15 protein-coding genes and 1 pseudogene are annotated in these 18,851 nt (G+C 39.4%); 15 read left to right on the top strand and 1 reads right to left on the bottom strand.

All coding sequences use genetic code 11. The features are described from left to right. The first annotated feature begins 2 nt into the window (after positions 1 to 2). A complete protein-coding gene (locus QPX86_RS12010) occupies positions 3 to 812 on the top strand; it encodes a methyltransferase domain-containing protein (RefSeq protein ID WP_220755674.1) in 810 nt (269 codons plus the stop codon). A gap of 15 nt (positions 813 to 827) precedes the next feature. Further along, positions 828 to 1,490, top strand: a complete 663-nt coding sequence (bioD, locus tag QPX86_RS12005) for a dethiobiotin synthase (RefSeq protein ID WP_285165165.1) — start codon at positions 828 to 830, stop codon at positions 1,488 to 1,490. Positions 1,491 to 1,524: 34 nt separating this feature from the next. Here bioD and QPX86_RS12000 read toward each other — a convergent pair whose 3' ends face one another. Next, positions 1,525 to 2,484, bottom strand: coding sequence for an integron integrase (locus QPX86_RS12000; RefSeq protein WP_285162842.1), 960 nt, complete (start codon positions 2,482 to 2,484; stop codon positions 1,525 to 1,527). Between the two features lie 530 nt (positions 2,485 to 3,014). Here QPX86_RS12000 and QPX86_RS11995 point away from each other — a divergent pair. From QPX86_RS11995 to QPX86_RS11935, 13 genes and pseudogenes are all read left to right on the top strand, one after another. Next, complete coding sequence (locus QPX86_RS11995) at positions 3,015 to 3,641, top strand: hypothetical protein (RefSeq protein ID WP_285162841.1); 627 nt, start codon at positions 3,015 to 3,017, stop codon at positions 3,639 to 3,641. Between the two features lie 117 nt (positions 3,642 to 3,758). Next, the gene (locus tag QPX86_RS11990) at positions 3,759 to 5,456 is read left to right on the top strand and encodes a P-loop NTPase family protein (RefSeq protein WP_285162840.1); all 1,698 of its coding nucleotides are present in this window, start codon (positions 3,759 to 3,761) and stop codon (positions 5,454 to 5,456) included. A 153-nt stretch (positions 5,457 to 5,609) separates the two neighbouring features. Next, entirely contained in the window at positions 5,610 to 6,263 is a 654-nt protein-coding gene (locus QPX86_RS11985; protein ID WP_285162839.1) for a hypothetical protein, read from the top strand. A gap of 108 nt (positions 6,264 to 6,371) precedes the next feature. Beyond that, on the top strand, positions 6,372 to 7,178 hold the full coding sequence (locus QPX86_RS11980; protein ID WP_285162838.1) for an alpha/beta fold hydrolase: 807 nt from the start codon (positions 6,372 to 6,374) through the stop codon (positions 7,176 to 7,178). A gap of 111 nt (positions 7,179 to 7,289) precedes the next feature. Beyond that, entirely contained in the window at positions 7,290 to 7,682 is a 393-nt protein-coding gene (locus QPX86_RS11975) for a hypothetical protein (RefSeq protein ID WP_285162837.1), read from the top strand. A gap of 494 nt (positions 7,683 to 8,176) precedes the next feature. Then, positions 8,177 to 8,476 (top strand): hypothetical protein, encoded by a 300-nt coding sequence (locus tag QPX86_RS11970; protein WP_285162836.1) that lies wholly within the window; start codon positions 8,177 to 8,179, stop codon positions 8,474 to 8,476. A gap of 104 nt (positions 8,477 to 8,580) precedes the next feature. Continuing rightward, positions 8,581 to 8,925 carry a hypothetical protein gene (locus QPX86_RS11965; protein WP_285162835.1) on the top strand — a complete coding sequence of 115 codons (345 nt, stop codon included), beginning with the start codon at positions 8,581 to 8,583 and terminating at the stop codon, positions 8,923 to 8,925. Between the two features lie 163 nt (positions 8,926 to 9,088). Then, entirely contained in the window at positions 9,089 to 9,514 is a 426-nt protein-coding gene (locus QPX86_RS11960; RefSeq protein WP_220754537.1) for an N-acetyltransferase, read from the top strand. A 72-nt stretch (positions 9,515 to 9,586) separates the two neighbouring features. Next, a pseudogene (locus QPX86_RS11955) lies at positions 9,587 to 9,781 on the top strand (DUF7661 family protein); the annotation flags it as partial. Between the two features lie 379 nt (positions 9,782 to 10,160). After that, complete coding sequence (locus QPX86_RS11950; protein ID WP_285162833.1) at positions 10,161 to 11,384, top strand: efflux RND transporter periplasmic adaptor subunit; 1,224 nt, start codon at positions 10,161 to 10,163, stop codon at positions 11,382 to 11,384. Continuing rightward, positions 11,384 to 14,533, top strand: coding sequence for an efflux RND transporter permease subunit (locus QPX86_RS11945; protein ID WP_220754534.1), 3,150 nt, complete (start codon positions 11,384 to 11,386; stop codon positions 14,531 to 14,533). The genes QPX86_RS11950 and QPX86_RS11945 overlap by 1 nt, the downstream gene beginning before the upstream one ends. Beyond that, entirely contained in the window at positions 14,533 to 16,107 is a 1,575-nt protein-coding gene (locus QPX86_RS11940; RefSeq protein WP_285162832.1) for an efflux transporter outer membrane subunit, read from the top strand. Before QPX86_RS11945 ends, QPX86_RS11940 begins: the two co-directional genes overlap by 1 nt. Positions 16,108 to 16,555: 448 nt before the next feature. Next, complete coding sequence (locus tag QPX86_RS11935) at positions 16,556 to 18,811, top strand: TonB-dependent hemoglobin/transferrin/lactoferrin family receptor (protein ID WP_285162830.1); 2,256 nt, start codon at positions 16,556 to 16,558, stop codon at positions 18,809 to 18,811. Positions 18,812 to 18,851 lie beyond the last annotated feature (40 nt).

Below are 18,851 nucleotides of genomic sequence, written 5' to 3'. Positions count from 1 at the left end.
GAATGAACTCAAATAACCCTGTGGCAGTAAAGTTTTCTCAGGCAGCGTCAACCTATAAACAGCATGATGTGTTGCAGCGGATAACCGCTGAAAAATTATTAAGTCACATCCCGCTAAAGGGCGATATTGTCGATATTGGTAGTGGCCCAGGAACTGACTTTTCCTCGGTTAACAACAAACACCAAGGCATTGCTACTGTGACTGCCATTGATTTATCAGAACCGATGCTAGCGGTGGTGAATCAGTCATTCCCATCTTATAAAACCTTGTGCGCTGATGCTGTGAGCTTGCCAATAATTGAACAGCAATTTGACGGCTTATATTCAAACCTTGTATTGCAATGGTGTGATGACTTACAAGCTGTATTTAGCGAGTTTCATCGAGTACTAAAACCTACTGCACCGTGTTTAATCAGTATTGTCAGTCGTGGCAGTTTGCCTGAGCTTGAAACTTTAGGCTTGGGACATAATACCTTTCGTTCAGTTGAAGAAATAACAGCAGAAATCGATAGCCAATATTGGCAAGTTGATAGCGTAGATGAATGCAGTGAATCTTTGTATTTTAATGATTTACGAGCACTGCTTTATTCAATAAAAGGGGTTGGGGCATCGGTAAAGTCGTATCAAGAGCCTTCATTACAAAAGCCTTCAATACAAGCGCGTTCGCTTCAAAGCTGTTCACCAATAGAGCGGGTAACGCTTCGTGGGCGTCAAGATTGGCTAGCACTAAAGCAACATGCTGAAACCTTGCGACAAGCTAAAGGCATTCCCTTAACTTATCAAATTACTTATTTGCAGCTAACAAAAAAATAAAGGTTAATCGCAATGATTTATTTCATCACAGGTACAGACACCGATAGCGGTAAAACCTTAGTTTCGTCAGCGTTATTGCACAGCGCTAAAGGGAATAAAATGGGCGTTAAGCCCATTGCATCAGGCTGTGAGCAAACTGAAAATGGCCTGAGAAATAGCGATGCATTAGCTTTGATTGCTGAGTCAAATATCAAGCTTGAATATCACCAAATCAACCCAGTTGCATTTAAGCCAGCTATTGCGCCTCATATTGCTGCTATGCAACAAGGCGTGATGTTAACCGCTCAAGGTGTTGTAGACACCTTACCATTAACAGAGCTGGCTAATGCTGATTTTGCCTTAATCGAAGGTGCTGGAGGCTGGCGCTTACCACTTGGTAATGGAGAATACTTATCAGACAGTGTTAAGTTGCTGGCAATGCAGCAGCAAGTCGGAATCATTTTGGTCGTAGGAATGAAATTAGGCTGCCTTAACCACGCTTTATTAACTCAAGAAGCCATATTGTCTGATGGATTAAAAATCGTTGGCTGGGTAGCCAACCAAGTCGATCCAGATATGGCATATCAAGATGAAAACCTCGCAACATTAAAACAAATGATGAGCTCTGATTTTCTTGGTTATGTGGCTCATTTATCGAATCCAAACGCAAAGCAAGCTGCTCAATTTATTAATTTCTAATCTAGCATTCAAACAATTTCAGTTTAAAAATTTGTCACGTTATATCCATCGGGCTTAATACGCCTGTTTGGTGTAAGCCCGCAACATGGGTATATATTTGGGTTGTTTTTACATCATTATGGCCAAGTAGTTCTAGTACGGTTCTTATATCATGGCCGCGTCTAAGTAAGTTGGTTGCAAAAGAATGTCTGAAAGTGTGCGCGGTTACCCGCTTGGTAATTGATGTTTTGCTAACTGCTTTTTGTAAAGCTTTTCTAAATGTTGTTGGATCAATGTGATGTCTGCAAATATAGCCATCTACGGGGTGCAAAGCGCAATGAATCGATGGAAAAACATACTGCCAATGGAATAGCTTGGCACTAGTGCCAAACTTTTTTATTAGGCTAGCAGGTAACGAAGCCATACCTAATCCCTTTGATAAATCTGTTAAGTGAGTTTGGCGTACGTGATTAAATTGCTTATCAATTAACTCATTTGCCATTTGCGGTAAAATGCACACTCGATCTTTTTTACCTTTTCCTCGGTAAATAAATAGGGACTGATTTTGAGTATCGATATCTTTTATGCGCAAGCTCAGAGCCTCAGTAAGACGAAGTCCAGCACCATAAAGTAAGATCCCCAATAGTTTATATTTTCCTGTTAACTGTTCAATAATTAACTTCGCCTCTGAATCGTCAAGTACCTGAGGAATTCTGCTGGGTGGTTTTGCATAGGGGAATTGCAAATCATCGGTGTTAATTGCAAGTACATGTTTGAATGCAAAAACAAGTGCGCATAGTGCCTGTTGTTGGGTACTGGAAGATACTTGCTTTATGTTGGCAAGAAAAGTCAGAAATTGTTCAATATGTGATGGGGTAATTTCTTTGGCCGAGGAAAATTTAAAGTGTCTAATAAAGTATCGGTTCCAATACAAATATGACTTCTCTGTTTGGTAGCTAACCTCAGCTTGGGTTAAGAGATGGAGAAATGGCGTTTGATGTTCTCTATTTAGCACTTTGCATTCAAACTTGAACTTTGCATTGATAACAAGGCGAATTGACGCACCAATAGCTAGCCTATTGTAAGTGAATTCAACGCAGTTAGCGGTGTAAAGGGCTGTTTGAAACCTATTTATTATCCCAAGCTGAGGTTAACGATAATGACGTACTCTTATTTGTTCTCTAATTGCGCCTAAATAGCCTGCATTCTTCATAAATTCGCCTGCTTTTACTTATAGCTGTATATTTATACAGTTATAATGGTTTTAGGCTGATTTATGTATTCTTCGGTCAAAAATTACCCATAAGTTGTAGGAGTAATTAAGACTGAACTTTTGTAAAGCTATAATTATATTGATATTTTTCAGAGTGAAATTTGATAAATATTTTTTAAATACATTTTGCTCGCTTTGTTTTGGCATTATTGAAATTTAAAGTGCTTTACATCAATAAGATAGCAAATGTAGGATGTTATTAATCAATAACTTAAACGGCCGACATTGAATGATGCGCCGTTGAATAAGCTGTTAAGTTTCTAGGGATAGATATGAGTTACGACGAACATGATGCCGCAATGGATGATTTTTATGATCGTATGAGTGAAGAGCTTTATCCTGATCATAAAGAGCAAGCTATTGATGAATTCATTGAAGAAAGAATGCAGTCATATTATTTAAAACATCCTCATCTAATAGAAGCTCCGATTGTTAGTTATCATCACGCAAATGAGCTTTTACAAATATCTCCTCGCTCAGCGTTAATTATGTACACAACAGCAATCGAACTATTCTTAAAAGTTGTTTTGTTAAAGCCTGTCCTATACGGCATGGTGCATAACGAAAGTGTGGCAGAACTAATTGTTGGATCTACTATTGGTCAATCTGGTTTTGCTAGATATAACAAATTACTAAATGTACTGTGTTCACATGCCGCCGATATTGAGTTATCGGATATCAAAGGTATGAATGGAAAGCCAATTTTGTCGGAAGCCGAGGATGTTCAAAAAATTAGAAATAAAGTGGTTCATCAAGGCTATGTTTGTACTGTAAATGAAATGGGGTTGGCAAAAAACATTTCATCTCTAATTCTTACAGAGGTTGTTGAACCTGTATTAAATAACTTAAACTTGGTTATTAGTACAATAGATTCAAGGTTTTGCGTAATCAAGGCCTAACAAGAGATTAAACAAGGACAAAAAACAGTTGGCTTTTTGTTCACTCCGTTCACTTATTTTAGCCAACAATTTTTTGCCTGTTAATTAGGCGTTATGTCTTCTTCGTGGAATGAGTGTATGTCTATAGAAATAGTGAAACATCAAGTTAAGCTTTTTGTTAGTTCTTCAACCCCTGAAGTTATGGGTATTAAAGGTGCTTGGGGAGTTGGTAAAACGTATAGTTGGAAAAAGTACTTATCTGAATATAAGTTTGATGATGCTATAGCGTTGCCTAGATATTCATATGTTTCGTTATTCGGTATTAATTCTTTAGATGCTTTTAAATATGCCATTTTTGAAAATACCGTAAAAAGAGATTTGATCGGTACTGAGGCAAGTATTGAAACGTTTAAAGAAAATACAACAGGAATAGCAGACTCTCTAACAAGAAAATCTTATAACATTTTCAGGAATGCGCCATTAATCAAAAATTTCAGCTCGACAATCGAATCACTATCATTTCTATCTATTACGGAAACTCTCATATGCATTGATGATTTGGAGAGGAAAGGGAAAGGTCTAGACATTAAAGACTTACTAGGCTTAATCTCATTACTAAAAGAGCAAAAGAAATGCAAAATTGTCATTTTGTTAAATGACGGTGAAGATGGCTTAGATGATTATTTTAAATACCGAGAAAAAGTTATTGATTTAGAACTGGAGTTTTCTCCTACGGCTCGCGAGTGTGCTGCGGTTGCTTTTGAAGGGGATTCTTATGAAGCAAAGAGTTTAAGAACTCTTTCTGAAAAACTTGAAATAAAGAATATTCGAGTATTAAAGAAAATAGAAAGGCTTGTTTCAATTGCTACTCCAATTCTGAAAGGACTGGAAGTAGAAGTAACGCATCAAGTTATTCATTCCTTGGTACTATTTTCATGGGCTTATTATTGTTCCAAAGGGAATGATAAAGTTCCTAGCTTTGATTTTGTCACTAGAACATCATATAGCTCATACGGCATTGGTGGTAAGAAGGAAGAGGATGAACAAACTAAAAAGTGGAAAGTCCTTTTGCATGAATACGGATACGGTATTACCGATGAGTTGGATCTTGTCTTAGCCAAAGCCGTAGAAACAGGTTATATAGTGGAAGGGGAGCTCAGAGCAAAGTCTGAGGTTAAAAACTCTCAAATATTAGCGTCCAAATCTGAAAATTCGTTTACTAAAGCTTGGGAGCTATACCATCATAATTTTGATAATAATCAAGGTGAAGTTGTTGAAGCCCTTTTTGAAAGCTTAGTTGCAAATGCTAAGCATATTTCCCCCATGAACTTAAATGGTACAGTTACTCTTTTTAGGGAGCTTGGTGAAGATAAAAAGGCTAGTGTTGCAATAGATAAATATATTGAAAGTAGAAAAGATACACCCAACCTATTTAATCTTAATGACTTTATGAGTAATCCATTCTCTAGTGATGTAACAGATTTAGAAATTAGAGAAAAATTTGAAGGTAAATTTAAGGAATACGTCATTGATGAATCTGCTAAATCTGTTTTGGCTCGGGTTTCAAAGCAGAATGGCTGGAATGATAAAGATATAACTATTTTAGGTGATACTTCTATAGATGGGTTTTATGAAATATTTAAAGAAACAAAAGGCATTGATTTATCCCTTTATGTTGAAAGCTGTTTGAAACTAGGTAATTACGCCTCCAAAGACGGAGAACCTAGTTCTTTGTTAACTAATTCCGTTTCCGCATTAAAGAAAATTGCGGCAGAAAGTGAAATCAACAAGCGGAGAGTTAAGAAATTCGGTATCGATATTGATATAAATAATTAGGTCATGCGGACTGAAGACATAACAAGAAAATCAACAAGGACACGTAACAGTTGGCTACGTTTCGCTTCGCTACACAATTTTAGCCAACCATTACTTAGCCTGTTATTTAGGCGTTATGTTTTACAATCTGCAATATTTAAAAATTAGGATTTTATGAGTTCAACAAAATATATTTTAGCCATTCTACTTACACCATTTTTCCCGTTTTGGTTTTATTTTAATCACCATGAGGCAAGCCTTTCAAATAATCAGGTTGATTGGGGAGCATTTGGAAGTTACATGGGCGGAGTTACTGGTCCTATAGTAGCTGCGATTACTTTATTATTTTTAATTGACTCATATCGTAAGCAGAGTAAACAGTCAGCTTTACAAATATTTCTGACTTTACTTAAAGATCATGTTGAATATGTAATGGGGTATACAACTCAATATTCTAAATCTTATAAAGGTCATGATTACTTAGATTGGCTTTGGAATGTAATAAAAAATTCGCAGGAGCCTGAATTAATTGATCGTATAAAGAAAAACTATGGTGAAATTCAGCCTTTGGTGATGAGTATCCAGTTGCTAATAGAGTTGATCGATCGTGAGCCAACATTTAATAAAAGTGAAAAAAGCTTATATGTTTTACAAATATATTCACGCCTGACATCAGTTGAAATGAAGTTGTTTCTAGCTTCAGCGTTAATTGATGATAAATCTAAATGCCAGCTTAAAAAATATGAATATGAGCAGTGTCGGATAATTAGCTGTCCTGATGATGAAAATTGGCTGTTGGATAGATTTCTACATGAAATAAAAACATAACAAGGCATTTAAATGGAACAAAAACAGTGGGTTACGTTTCGCTTCGCTACACATTTTAACCCACTATTTTTGTCCGCTTAATGCGGCGTTAGTGTTTAAGGAATGTACGTGAAACCTGGATGGTTATTTTTAGTACTTTTGGTTGCTTTTAGTGCTGAAGCTGAAATAAATTTAGTGAAAGTAAAAGGCTACGATGTTGAATATGAAATTAAAGGAAGCGGGAAGCGGATAGTTTTCCTCGAAGCTGGAGGTTCTGCTGGGTTATCTGATTGGAATCCAGTCTTTGAAACTCTAGCTCAAAAAACCAAAGTTATTCGCTATTCAAGAATTGGGAATGGTGGTTCTGAGAAAATTAAAAAGAATTACACTTCCGAAGAATATGCCGAAGAAGCATCTTTGCTTCTTGATGTTTTAGAAATAGATCAACCAGTCGTTTACGTAGCTCATTCTTATGGGGCATATATCGCAAGGCGCTTTGCGTCAACGTACCCTGAAAAAGTATCAGCCTTAATGCTGATAGAGCCAGCTTCAGAGCATGATGTTGATATAATGCGTAAAATTGATTTAGAGTTAGCTGAAAAAGAAATCGCCCAAGTAAAGCTAGATGATCTTGCAAATGGTATGTCTAATAATTATCTAGATTTTTGGTCAAAACGTCCATTACCAGATTACCCCCAAATTCCAGATATCCCAGTAACTGTAATAGTCTCAACAAAAAAATTTGCAGCCCCCCCAATTCTATTTTTCACTGATAAAGCTCGCGATATGTGGGGACAATTGCACTCGGACTGGGTAAATACTTTTCCACAGGGCAAAGCAGTCTTAACAAATAAAAGTTATCACTATCCGCAAAATGATGAACCAGAAATGGTTGTTGCAGAAGTAGCTGAACTGTTGTCCCGTATTAAACCCTAACAAGAGCATTAAGGAATGGACGCAAAACACTTGGCTTACGTTCGTTCCTCACTAATTTTAGCCAAGTATTTATGCGCCCCTTATGCTGGCGTTAGTATGCCAGGAGGTAGTATGAGAATCCTCATATTAGTGTTTATTGCATGGTCGAGTATTGCATATGCTGATGACTGCCGTTTTGAGTCGGAGCAAGCTAGATATTATGTAAACAATGCTTCCGAAGATGCTGACTTAGCCTTCGATAAGTCAGGAGTTTCATTTATATCTGTAGCTAATGGCATTGCTCCTGCACGTCCTGCATTTGACGATATTGAGATGACTGTTTGCGTAGTATTGGAAACTAAGTGGGAAACTTTGTGGGTTGGTGCTGATAGTTCAGTTTGTGGGTCCTCAAATGATTTAATAACCAAGGCGTTTTCCTATGCAGAGGCATTCAACAAGAGAATGCTTGAGCTTGCTTCAACTAGTGAGTCATATAAGTGTGCCGATGAGCTGCAGGCATACTAACAAGGCGCTGCAGGCGGATCGCAATTCAGTTGGCTGTTGCGAGTGCCTCGCGGATTTTAGCCAACTGAATTGCTTCCGCTGAGCAGGGCGTTATGTTGCTTGCTGAATATTGTCCGTAAGTAAATCTAGTCAATTCAAAAGGGAGCATCGTTAAATGGATGTTGCGTTGTACTCAGCGATCTTATTGGCTGTAGTATTAATTTTGGTGAGCATTACCGATCCAAGATTTAAGAAAAGAGATACTATGTTTGTCTCGATCGTCTGCATAAGTGCGCCAATTATAGGGCTAATTGAACGCTTCACTAATTTATGGATTTCTATAGCTATAATGACTTTGATGCTTTTCTGGGTGATTTCTTCTAGATTAAAACAAGGTTTCGCAACATAACAAGGCACTGTAGGCGGATTTCAGCTAGCCCGGCTGCGCTCGTGCCTCGCGGATTATAGCCGGGCAGTCTGCTCCCGCTAAGTGGAGCGTTAGGTGTTTATCGAACATGGAAGTAATCGAGAGAGTTGAGATACTCGAAAATGATCAATTGATAGTGGTTTTGGCTAGTGGCGGAGACCCTAGCTACCAATATATTTATCGTGAAGCTGCTGAAGTAAATTGGGACAACAATCTAAAAGCATTTAAATCTCCACCACCCAGAGAGTGGAGTCATTCTGATTGGTTTCATCACATCATCAAAGTCGCAAAGAATTGCAGTATTAATTTAAGTTTAAATAATGAAACAACATGGGTTAATATTCCAAACAATGTTAAAGAACAAATGCTTGTGCGTAAAAACACCTAACAAGCGCATTAAGCACGGGACTGCTAACAGTTTGCTCGGTTCCGCTACGCTGCACATTTTAGCAAACTATTAATCAGCCCCTTATGCGGGCGTTATAACCCTTTATGAAAAAGTTGATTGTTCTTACATTATGCTTTTTTTCATATTTCACTTTTGCGAGTGATGATGTGAAGATTCGAGCAGATCTAGAGTTTATTACAAACACAAATGTGGAATCTGGAAAGCTTTGTTTCGGAGATAGTGAGTGCACAACATACTCAACTTTTTATCTGTTCAACACTAGAGTCCATAACGTCATTTTAGGGGATGTGGTTGATGGTTCATTTAAAGTGATTTACGGACAACACGCATTAATTGAACAGGATATTACTGATGTTGTTTTGACTCTGAAAAAACTAGACGAAAATAATCAATTTGGTGCTCTATACCAAGTTGTAAGTATTGAGTAGGCGGGTTATAACAAGTCATTCAAGCAGGACAATGCTAACAGTTTTCTCGGTTTCGCTTCGCTACACATTTTAGCCCCAATTGTCGTAAATCTTCAATTATTAGGCCGTCATATTCGGCATCATATAGCCTATATTTTACAATTTATTATCGGTTGAATCGAAAATGATTAGACAGTACAAATCAGAGGATATCGAGTTAATTCTCGATATTTGGCTTAAAGCATCAATACAAGCTCATGATTTTGTCGCAGCAGAGTTTTGGGAATCTCAAGTCTCAAATATGCGTGAAATCTACATCCCAGCATCGAAGACTTATGTATTCGAAAATGAAGGTTATGTCACTGGCTTCTACTCGTTATATGAAAACCTGTTAGCTGCGATTTTTGTTTCGCCTGAACATCAAGGTCGAGGTATTGGTAAGCGATTAATTGCACATGCAAAAGGACAATGTTCGGAATTGACTTTAAACGTATACAAAGACAATGAAGCAACTTATCAATTCTATTTATCACAAGGTTTTAAGGTAGATAATGAGCATGTTTGCGAGCATACTGGTTGTGCTGAGTACGCTATGAGTATGAACACATAACAAGAGACTATGGTGCTAAATAAAGCATAGCTAGCCCAACTCACTAGGGCCCTCTATGTTTTAACGTTTGGTGCGTTTGCTAAGTTGATGTCCGTTAAAATAGTCGATAAAGAGTGGCATTTATTTATCGATTCAAATACAGATATTCCCACTAGGGCTTATGACGTAATCATTCCAAGTGAATTGTTAGAAAGTGGACTTGCTCTGTATTTAGGTGATATTTTTCATGAAAGTGCTAGGGGGATAACACAGAGGTTATTCGCTTAAATAAAAAGTTACTCCTCTTTATCTTGCTAGCATTTTGATCTCAGTTATTTTTCAAGTAATAAGTTACCCGATTCCCTTCACGTAATAAAAATAACGACTTCTCTATCAAATCGAGATATTTATACATTTTAAAATCGAAAACCATTATATTTACCTGTTTTGCATTCATCTTTAAACAGATAAAACCACACTGAAATAGTCTAATAAACCTCATTAATCACTGTTGATAACTTATACAAACCTTTGCTTGCTGTGTTAGAAAATTGAACATACACTGTTATTAAAGTGTAACTTCAATATCTTGCTGTTTTTTTTGTGTTTTTATGTTCAATAAAGCAGCAGATTTAAAGCGATAACCATAAAGGATTTAGGTATAGATATGGCAACCTCTTTCACACCCAAGGTACTTTCGTTAGCAGTGATTATCGCTGCGGCAACATTGTCAGGCTGTGAAAAGCCAGAGCCAAAAATTACGCCTAAACTAGTGGTGGTTGAGCAAGTGAACACTGCAACTGTGCCCTTATTTGGTAACTATGTTGGGGTAACTCAAGCGTCATTAGATGTTGAGGTTCGGGCGCGTGTCGACGGTTTTGTACAAGATAAAAGCTTTATTGAAGGCAGTGCGATTAAAGAAGGGGCATTACTTTATAGCATTGATAATCGTCCTTATTTAGCCGTTGTTAACAGATTAAAAGCTAACGTTGAGTCACAGCAATCAGTGCTAGATAAATCCAAGCGAGACGTTGAGCGCTTAAAGCCTCTTTATGAGCAAGACGCCACCAGTCAGCTTGATTTTGATAATGCGATTTCGGTGCTTTCTCAAGCGAGGTCAAGCCTTGCCGCCAGTAAAGCAGAGCTAGAAGAAGCTGAACTTGAACTTAGCTATACCCAAATTACCTCGCCAATTTCAGGTCTGGTGAGTCGTTCTGAAGTTGATATCGGCGCATTAGTCGGTAGCAGTGGTCAATCATTATTAACCCGAGTGAAACAAGTCGACCCTATTTACGTGACCTTTAATATGTCAGCCCTTGATTACCTCAACGCTCGCCGACGTATGACAAGCTATAGCGAACAACAAGAAGCCGAAGCTGAAGGTAAAGCTGTAGAGGGATTTGTAACCATTACACTGCCAGATAACAGTGAGTATCGTTTTTTAGGGGATGTTGGTTTTACTGACCCATCAGTTAACCCTGAAACGGGTACATTCCAAGTAAGAGCTGAATTACCAAACCCAGATAGAGAGTTACTTCCAGGTCAGTACACCAATGTTCGTATTAAACTAAATGAAGTTAATAACGCGATTGTTATCCCGCAAAAGGCCACTCAAGTTGAGCAAGGCGGGGTATATGTCATGGTGGTGCTGCCTGACAATAAAGTGGAGCGTCGCTTTATTGTGATTGAGCATCAAGGCCAAATGGGCGTGGTGGTCAAAAGCGGACTAAAAGCGGGAGAACTGGTGATTGTTGAAGGTATGCATCGTGTGCGTCATGGTCAATTAGCTGAGCCATTAACTGCGGATGAGTACCTTAAAAGAGAAGATGTAATTCTTAAAGAACAAGCGCTTAAGCAACAGGAGCAAGAACAAGAACAGGAGCAAAAATAATGGCTCAGTTCTTTGTTAATCGACCTGTTTATGCGTGCGTAATTTCTATTGTCATCGTGCTACTAGGCTTAATTGCCATGTTTCAGCTGCCGATTGATCAATATCCGTATATTACGCCGCCACAGGTAAAAGTGTCAGCATCATACCCAGGTGCAACATCAACTACAGCTGCTGAATCGGTTGCCACCCCACTTGAGCAAGAGCTTAACGGCTTGCCCAATATGATTTACATGAGTTCAAAAAGCACCAACTCTGGTAGCGCCAATGTCACTATTACGTTTGACGTGGGTACGAATCCAGATCTCGCTGCTGTTGATGTGCAAAACTCTACCCAGCAAGCGACTGGTAGTTTGCCCATTGATGTACAAACAGAAGGGGTATCGGTATCTAAAGAAGCCTCAGTAGAGTTATTAAAGCTTGCTCTAACCTCAAGTGATGAACGCTTTGATGAGATTTATTTAAGCAATTACGGCACCATAAATATTGAATCGGCGCTTAAGCGAATTCCTGGCGTTGGCCGAGTACGTAATACTGGTGCACGAAGTTATTCGATGCGAGTTTGGTTAAGACCCGATACGATGGCTGGTTATGGTTTAACCACTGCGGATGTGATTAACGCAGTAAAAGCACAAAACAAAGAATCTCCAGCGGGTTCAATTGGCTCTCAGCCAAATAGTGACTCATTGAGCATGACACTGCCAATCACAGCAGCAGGGCGTATGAGCAGTGTGCCGCAATTTAAAGAAATTATTGTTCGAGCCAATAATGATGGTTCTATCATTCGTTTACGTGACATTGCGAAGATTGAGTTAGGCTCTTCCTCTTATACCTTACAATCTCAGCTTAATGGCGCTAATGCGACTATTTTACAGGTTTACCTATTGCCTGGTGCTAATGCATTACAGGTCACCAAAAACGTTAAAGCCGAGATGGCAAAACTTGCCGAAAAATTCCCTCAAGGCATGAATTGGGAAGTGTTTTTTGATGCTTCGGTATTTATTGAAAACTCCATTGATGAAGTGGTTAAAACATTGGTGGAAGCACTGATATTAGTGATTCTGGTGGTGTATTTGTTTTTACAAAATGTGCGTGCGACGTTAATCCCGGCCATTGCCGTGCCAGTGTCGCTAATCGGCACTCTGGCCGCTATGTTAGCGTTTGGGTTTACCATTAACACAGTGAGTCTTTTAGCTTTAGTACTTGCCATTGGTATTGTGGTTGATGATGCAATTGTGGTGGTCGAGAACGTTGAGCGATTAATGAATGAAAATGGTTTATCGCCAGCAGAAGCAACTCGTTCAGCCATGAAAGAACTGTCGGGCGCGTTAGTTGCTACCAGTTTAGTGTTGGCTGCTGTATTTGTTCCAGTGTCATTCTTATCTGGGATCACCGGCATTATGTACCGCGAGTTTGCTGTGGCAATTACTGTCGCTGTTCTCATTTCAACCGTTGTTGCGCTGACATTATCTCCTGCATTGTGTGCTTTGTTATTAAGACCGGGTGATAAACCCACCTCAGGTTTTTTCAAATGGATGAACGATAAGCTTGATATCAGCACGACCAAATATACTGCGTTGGTGGCGTTAACCACTAAGCATGCGAAACGCAGTTATTTGTTGTTTGCCTTAATGGTCGGTGGTGTTTACTTCATCATGTCGACGCTGCCATCAAGCTTTATGCCTGATGAAGACCAAGGTCGTTTCTTTATTGACATGACCTTACCTGATGGCGCAACCGTTAATCGCTCACAAGCTGTGCTTAAAAAAGCCGAAGCCTATGTGTTATCCCATCCTGCCATTGCTTATTCATTTACCCTTGCAGGGGAAAATAAACGTTCAGGTTCTAACCAAGCAAACGGCCAGTTTGAGGTGATTTTAAAACCTTGGGTTGATAGAGCCGAAAGTGATGCAACTGTGCAAAAGGTCATGAAAGATATTCGTCTTTCGCTACATAACATTTTAGAAGCAGAGTTTAATCTGTATTTACCATCTGCAGTACCGGGGCTTGGTAATGGTTCTGGGGTTGAAATGGAGTTACAAGATACTTCTGGGACGAACTTTAAAGGCTTAATGGAAACCGCGGATGAATTGGTTGAAGCACTGAAGCTACAACCTGAAATTGCCTCTGCGAGTTTGTCTTTGCAGAGCGCGATTCCGCAGCTACATCTTACCGTTGATGAAGCGAAAGCCATGGCAATTGGGGTGAATGTGGCTGATATTTACAGCACGATTAAAACTTTTACTGATTCATCGACGGTAAATGACTTTAATTTATTCGGCCGTGTTTATCGGGTAAAAGTACAGGCTGAAGAGCAGTACCGTCAATTCCCTGAGCAAATAAAAGATTACTACGTTCGCTCAAATACGGGGGCAATGGTGCCAATTGGGGTGCTGGCAAAATATGACTATACGGTAGGTCCTGCAGCAGTTACGCACTATAACTTGTTCAGTAGTGCCTCGATTAATGCAACCCCAGCTCAAGGTTACGCATCGGGTGATGTGATTAAGGCCATTGAACGAGTGGCTAAACCTATGTTGCCTATTGAGTTTAGTTACGAGTGGACTGGGATTACTTATCAAGAAGTGCAATCTGCCAATCAAACGAGCATTGCAGTTTCGTTAGCGATGCTGTTTGTATTCTTATTTTTAGCTGCTTTATATGAGAGTTGGACTATTCCCATAGCTGTACTGTTGATTGCGCCAATTGCGATGTTAGGTGCGTCATTGGGGACATTAGTTAGTGGCATGGAAAGTAACTTGTTTTTCCAGGTGGCATTTATTGCGCTTATTGGTATGGCTGCTAAAAACTCAATTTTGATTGTTGAATTTGCCAACCAGTTACATAACGACGGTAAGAGTAGACTTGATGCGGCTTTAGAGGCTGCTACCATGCGCTTTAGGCCTATTTTAATGACCTCGATGGCATTTATTCTTGGGGTATTACCATTAGTACTATCCGTTGGGCCTGGGGCTGTGAGTCGTCAAAGTATTTCTATTCCGATTTTGTGCGGTATGATTTTCGCCACCTCGATTGGTATTGTGATGGTGCCGCTATTTTTTGTGACTACAGCAGGTTGGCTTAAATCAAAAGTGTCAGCCAAAACGGTTGTATCAAGCACAACGCCAGAAACCGTTAAGGAGGCAGAATAATGTCTAGTTATCAACTTAACTCTTTGTCTCTTGAGCGTTTTGCTACTGTGCTTAATAGCAAAGTACTGAGAAAGTCTTATCCAATAGGGCATCATTTAACCTATAAGTTTGGCAGCGCTTTGCAAGCGATAAGTTTTAGTGTGCTGTTATCAAGCTGTGCTATGGGTCCTGAATATGAAAGGCCAGTGCTGGAAATCCCTGAGCAATATCATGATGACCTAGCCCAAGAGTCGCAAACAAACTTGGGTTTATCTAAATGGAAAGAATTTTATTTAGACCCAGAGCTTCAAGTGCTTATTTCTCATGCATTATCGCAAAATTTAGATTTAGAGACTGTGCGCTCTCGATTAATTGCTGCTCGTTCTAAAGTTACTGTGACTGATGCAGCCCTGTATCCATCATTAGGGCTTGAAGCTGGCGCTGAACGCTCAATTGATAGTGCAATAACCAGTACTGATCCTGACCATGGTAATGAGTTTACGCTGGATGGCGTTGTATCTTGGGAACTTGATATTTGGGGAGCGAATAGACGCAGAAGTGAAGCTGAATATGCCAATTTTATCTCGGCTCAAGATTCGTTAAACCTAGCAGTTATCAGCCTTATTAGTGATGTGGCTAGTCGCTACTATGAATGGTTAGATATCGAGCAACGCTATCAAATAGCCTTAAATACTGTTGAAATTCGTTTAAAAGAACGTGACTTGTCTCGTTTGCGTAAGAAGAACGGGGTTATTTCAGGCTTACAGGTGCGTCAAGCTGAAGTGGAATATCAAAGCGCTAAAGTGACCTTGCCCGATCTAGATTTTGAAAGAAAAGCTAAATCAAACCAGCTGAAAATATTACTAGGGGAGTTTAATTATCCGTTAGAGGTAAAAACTGGCACTGAGTTATTAGAAGATATTCAGTTATTTCCCACTACTTTTGCTGTTGGTGTGCCGTCACAAATGTTATCACAGCGTCCTGATGTCAAAGCAGCAGAGCAAGCACTCATAGCTGCTAACGCTAATGTGGGTGTAGCAAAAACAGCTTTCTTTCCACAGTTCACGATTAGCGGTAGTTACGGCACCGAAACGGATGATCTTAGCAGCATATTTGACAGCCAAGGCGTGACTTGGTCTCTATTGGGGGGCATTACTGCGCCGATTTTCAATGCTGGCAGTATTTCCGCACAATATGAGATTGCTAAGCAAGAATATAAACAGGCTAATCTAGCTTATCGTAGCATCGTGCTTCGGGCATACTTTGAAGTCAATGATGCGATGAATAGCTTTAGGCGCTCAGAGCTTGCTATTGAAGCGCAGCAAGATTTGGTAGCAGCTTCAAAAGAATACACGCGTTTGGCTATGCTGAGGTATCGTAATGGGGTATCGAGCTCGTTAGATTTAATGGATGCTCAGCGAAGCTTGTTTAACGCAGAATTAACCTTGAGCCAAGTTAGACGCGACCGTTTATTATCAATGATCACCCTTTACCGTTCATTGGGAGGAGGTGTATTGACTGAGCAAGAGCTAAAAGATGTTCATAGCGTTAATCTTGAGAAACAGTCAGTTGATGGTTCACAGAGCACTGACTGATTAAGGTGTTAACTTATCAGTATTAGTTTTTAATAAACAATGATGACAATAAAAAGAGCTAACAGGCTAAATTCTGTTAGCTCTTTTTTTGCATTCTTCATCCATTATAAAATCATTTTAGTTTATCCATTGCATTTTTAGGCTGGCTCTAGGTTCTCATTAAGGCATTTCATCTGTTTACCGTTAACCCCTCAATATTTTTTGTTGGACTTTAGGATACATTTTGATGCAAATGTTGTCCTATCCCGCTGTTTTGGTTTCAATTAAATAAACATTAGCAATCTATGTTTTTACATTTATTAAACAGTGGCGAAGAAAATTCTTGAGATTCATCGCTACACACTCATATTGGGATCGTGATCGCTATGTGAAAAAATCTTCATGGTAGACTCCTGCGCCATTAAAGATGAGATTAATTCCTATTAAGGTTTAATTAAGGATAGCGTTGATGAAACCACTTTCAGTTAAATTAATTAGTGCTGCAATTGCTGCTGCATTATCGCCTCAGGTCGTTGCAGAGACTCAAGAAGTCGTATCCAAAGAAGAAATTAAACAATCTATCTCAAACTTCCATGAAGTGATTGTTGTTTCAGGTTCTCGTATGGAACAGACGCTTGATCAAGTTGCTGGCTCTGTTGTGGTTATTGATGAAGAAGCTATTGCCCGCAATATGAGCACTGATTTTTCAACTTTGTTCCGCAATGAAGCGGCTGTTGATGTTAAAGGCGGAGCAGGTAAACCAAGCTCGGTGACTATCCGTGGTATTGGTGGCAACCGTGTCATGATGGTGAAGGATGGCGTTCGTGTAAATAACCAATATGCTTCACCATTAGGTCCTGGTGCTGAAGGTACAGGCCGTGGTTTAACTGAAGTAGAAGGCTTAAAGCAAGTCGAAGTTTTAAAAGCTGCAGCATCAACTATGTACGGTTCAGATGCACTTGGCGGTGTATTAGTGATGACATCAAAAGATGCTGATGACTATTTACGAGGCGAAGATTACTACTTCTCAGCTAATGCGGGTTACACCGGCATGAATGATGAGTATAGTGCAGGTTTTACCAGTGCGTTTTCTGCAGGTAATTTTGATAACTTAGTGACGTATCAACGTCGTGAAGGTGAAGAGCAACAAAACTACAGTGAAACACTTCCTGATAGTGATTTGGTGACAGATAGCTTCTTAATTAAAAGTAAATATCACTTCAATGATGACACTAACTTGCAGTTAACTGTTGATTATATGAATCAGCAGCTTGACCGCTGGGAAAACACATTTGATAGTGCAGGAAATAGCTCTATTGACTATGATCGTCAAACACAATCATTAAACACTTCGCTACGTTTACGCTCTACTAAAGACCGAGTAATTCACGACAATGTCGATTTCGTTTTGTATTACGGTAAAACAGATCAAAGTGAGAAGCGTGATTACTACAATGGTGCTAACGGTGAGGCTCGTGATATTTATGAGCACAGAGATTACCAGTTTGATGAATACCGTGTAGGTTTTGCCAGTACTTTTAGCAAATCTTTATCCCTAACGGGTCATGACCACAACATTATTTATGGTGTGGATGTTGAGCAATCAGAAATGAGCCGTCCACGTGATTACCAAGTGATGGATGACAATGGTAACTGGGCACCATCAGATACTGATACTTTTTCATTTGCTGATACTAAAAGCCTACGTGTTGGTGCTTTCATTCAAGATGACATCACCTTTTATGATGGCAAGTTAAATGCCATTTTAGGTTTGCGTTACGATTACTTTAAAAACACGCCAGATCAAAACCAAGCTGAAGAAGCGGGCCGCGACCCAGCTGATTTTGAAGAAATGAGTGATGGTTTTTGGTCACCTAAATTAGGCCTTGTTTACCACATGACGCCGAACGTCAATGTGTATGCTCAGTACGCTTACGGTTACAAAATGCCTACGCCAGATCAAAAATGGGGTGAGCTTGAAGTTAAAGATGGCAAAATGCCATTCCCAGTAATGATCCAAGCGAACTACGATTTAGAGTCTGAATCAAGCCATACTATCGAGGTGGGTGTACGTGGTCATCACGGCGATACTCAATACGAATTCACCACTTTCTATACTCAAGCAAATGACTATATCGACTGGGAGTTTGTTGGCTGTGGCGGGCCTTTAGGTTGTGTACTTCCACAATCACTTGAATACCAATACACAAACTTTGATGAAGTGACTTTGTATGGTGCTGAAGCGTCATTTAGTCAGTGGCTGAGTGACGAGATCGAAATTTGGGGTAACATTGCTTACACTCATGGCGAAGATCAAAACGGTGATTACTTAAATTCAGTTAGCCCGCTTAAAGGTAATGTGGGTGTAAATTACTATACATACCTTGCCAATACCGAAATGGACTTTGGTTTAACAGTGCGTTTTGCTGACAGTATGGATCGCACTACTGATTTAGATATTTTCCCGGGTAATATTCCTGGAATGGATTTCAATGAAGTATTTAATACCGCAGGTTACGCAGTCTTTGATGTCACGGCTAACTTTGTTTTAAGTGAAAACTGGTCAGTACGCTCAGGGGTATTCAACGTGTTTGACACTGAGTACATCGATTATGCTGATGTTGCTGGTCAATCAAAATTCCTGATGTCCAACTTAGGTGTGACTGAAGAAACTTATAGCCAACCTGGACGTTACTTCAGCGTTAAATTGAACTACACGTTTTAAGTGATGGTGATTTGATATCTGTTATCACTATTTCCACTTA

Origin of the sequence: Shewanella goraebulensis (assembly GCF_030252245.1) — a bacterium.
In the GTDB taxonomy this organism is placed as follows: domain Bacteria; phylum Pseudomonadota; class Gammaproteobacteria; order Enterobacterales; family Shewanellaceae; genus Shewanella; species Shewanella goraebulensis.
The sequence above is the reverse complement of the archived record's forward strand: the minus strand, read 5'-3'. Positions and strand labels throughout refer to the sequence as shown.

Excerpts from the sequence above, each read along its gene's own strand:
- QPX86_RS12010 (WP_220755674.1), top strand. The coding sequence starts at position 3 with ATGAACTCAAATAACCCTGTGGCAGTAAAGTTTTCTCAGGCAGCGTCA.
- QPX86_RS11995 (WP_285162841.1), top strand. The coding sequence starts at position 3,015 with ATGAGTTACGACGAACATGATGCCGCAATGGATGATTTTTATGATCGT.
- QPX86_RS11990 (WP_285162840.1), top strand. The coding sequence starts at position 3,759 with ATGTCTATAGAAATAGTGAAACATCAAGTTAAGCTTTTTGTTAGTTCT.
- QPX86_RS11985 (WP_285162839.1), top strand. The coding sequence starts at position 5,610 with ATGAGTTCAACAAAATATATTTTAGCCATTCTACTTACACCATTTTTC.
- QPX86_RS11975 (WP_285162837.1), top strand. The coding sequence starts at position 7,290 with ATGAGAATCCTCATATTAGTGTTTATTGCATGGTCGAGTATTGCATAT.
- QPX86_RS11970 (WP_285162836.1), top strand. The coding sequence starts at position 8,177 with ATGGAAGTAATCGAGAGAGTTGAGATACTCGAAAATGATCAATTGATA.
- QPX86_RS11965 (WP_285162835.1), top strand. The coding sequence starts at position 8,581 with ATGAAAAAGTTGATTGTTCTTACATTATGCTTTTTTTCATATTTCACT.
- QPX86_RS11960 (WP_220754537.1), top strand. The coding sequence starts at position 9,089 with ATGATTAGACAGTACAAATCAGAGGATATCGAGTTAATTCTCGATATT.
- QPX86_RS11950 (WP_285162833.1), top strand. The coding sequence starts at position 10,161 with ATGGCAACCTCTTTCACACCCAAGGTACTTTCGTTAGCAGTGATTATC.
- QPX86_RS11945 (WP_220754534.1), top strand. The coding sequence starts at position 11,384 with ATGGCTCAGTTCTTTGTTAATCGACCTGTTTATGCGTGCGTAATTTCT.
- QPX86_RS11940 (WP_285162832.1), top strand. The coding sequence starts at position 14,533 with ATGTCTAGTTATCAACTTAACTCTTTGTCTCTTGAGCGTTTTGCTACT.
- QPX86_RS11935 (WP_285162830.1), top strand. The coding sequence starts at position 16,556 with ATGAAACCACTTTCAGTTAAATTAATTAGTGCTGCAATTGCTGCTGCA.